This is a genomic window from Anaerovibrio lipolyticus (genome assembly GCF_021531495.1).
In the GTDB taxonomy this organism is placed as follows: Bacteria; Bacillota; Negativicutes; order Selenomonadales; family Selenomonadaceae; genus Anaerovibrio.
Map to the genome: position 1 here is coordinate 1 of NZ_JADYTY010000075.1, position 830 is coordinate 830.

General features: G+C 30.1%; 1 protein-coding gene. It reads right to left on the reverse strand.

Annotation, left to right across the window (positions count from 1 at the left end):
• Positions 1-304 precede the first annotated feature (304 nt).
• On the reverse strand, positions 305-724 hold the full coding sequence (locus I6E26_RS11030; RefSeq protein ID WP_235321915.1) for a hypothetical protein: 420 nt from the start codon (positions 722-724) through the stop codon (positions 305-307).
• Positions 725-830: the final 106 nt, after the last annotated feature.

The window sequence follows — 830 nt, forward strand, 5'->3', positions numbered from 1 at the left end:
TTGTGCAACTACATTTTACCACAAGGGTTCGCTATGGATTTTTAAGTGTTCAACTTAATTATACAATCCGCCTGATTAATTTCCAAAATCTAACAATGTAAATCAGCTCAGATTTCCTTATACCCCACAATCATAGACTTGACCTTCACAATAGGTGTAATATATTAGACTATTTTGTACATTTTTATTTTCCACTAAATGCACATTTTATATTACCATCTATAAATCCCAGCCACAGGACTATCTGTGGCTGGGATTTTTTCAACAACAAATCAAATCATATTCATTTAATTTACCATATTTATTATTGACGGAATGACATATTAAAAGTTTTATCTAAACGCATTGTATTTAAAATAATCTCAATTTGAGGATCTTTTATTTCCATACTTTTCATATACTTATTAAAAGTTTTAGTATCACTATTCAGTGCTGCCGACTTCATTTTCAATAATTTCTCCATATTTTCCTGGGCAAATTTTTCATCGCAACGAGATACTAATCTAATATACCGATCCGCATATTTAGATTTTTCTTCCTCAGTTCCTCTAAACACAGTTTCTATAATAATATTTTCCACTGATTTTGTACTTCTATCTATTTTACGTATACAATATGTACCTGCTACGCAATCAATTTGAGTCAAATCTAATTCTAAGTACCATTCAAAAAATGTTTTAGAATACATAGGAACATTTATCAATGTTCCACAGATTGTTGACAAACTAGCATAAGGCACTCCATTCATGGTAAAATATTAGGGTGTGTCAAGAACTTTGTGTAAAAAAATTTAGTAGATTACATCATAGTGCTTCATGAGTTTCGCCATA